This is a genomic window from Rhodanobacter sp. C03, assembly GCF_002001175.1.
Taxonomy (GTDB): domain Bacteria; phylum Pseudomonadota; class Gammaproteobacteria; order Xanthomonadales; family Rhodanobacteraceae; genus Rhodanobacter.
In genome coordinates this window covers 1-594 of record NZ_MUNT01000019.1, presented here as the reverse complement: position 1 = coordinate 594, position 594 = coordinate 1, and the positions used below count along the sequence as shown (strand labels likewise).

1 protein-coding gene is annotated in these 594 nt (G+C 57.4%); it reads left to right on the top strand.

Annotated elements, in window-relative coordinates; genetic code table 11:
* A partial coding sequence (locus tag B0E48_RS17375; RefSeq protein WP_254424023.1) for a hypothetical protein occupies positions 1-498 on the top strand: 498 nt, incomplete at its 5' end.
* Positions 499-594: the final 96 nt, after the last annotated feature.

Sequence of the window (594 nt, the reverse complement as noted above, 5' to 3'; positions counted from 1 at the left end):
TCCAGCGTTAGGCCTCATATGGAAGTTCCCGTGCGCTCAAACGCCTCAATGTTTCTCGCTCACACGGTCGAGCCTACAGTTGCGGAGTTCGAGAAGGCGCCGTACGACATCCGTCGCGGCAGGCTCGCTGCAATTGTCCTGTATCACATGGCGGACCATTTCGCGCTCGACGGTTTCGCAAGCCGCGAGCGCAAGCTCATGGACCAAGAGATCGCGAATGTGCGTACGAGCGTACAAGCCAAGTGTCCGGATTTCGCAATAATCCGAGATGTGGCAGATGCGTCTAAACATGCGAAGTTGGCTTCATCAAAAAAGGTTCCGCGCCAGCTCTCATCGGCAGAGCAATTGTCGGCCACCCCAGGAGTCTTTCAAGCACCGTTCGGCTATGGCGTGTTCGCAGAGGCGGCGGAGGTCATCGTCACGTTGGATGACGGCACCACGCTCTCTTTACTGCCAGCCGTTCGCACAGTCCTTGCTACTTGGAGGTCAATGCTGTGAGTGCGCCTGTTCAAGCCCATCGCCTTAAGATGAGGCCTAACCACTCGTCCAAGCGGACGCGCGAAAAGCCGCGCGCCGCTTAACTCAAGCGTTAGG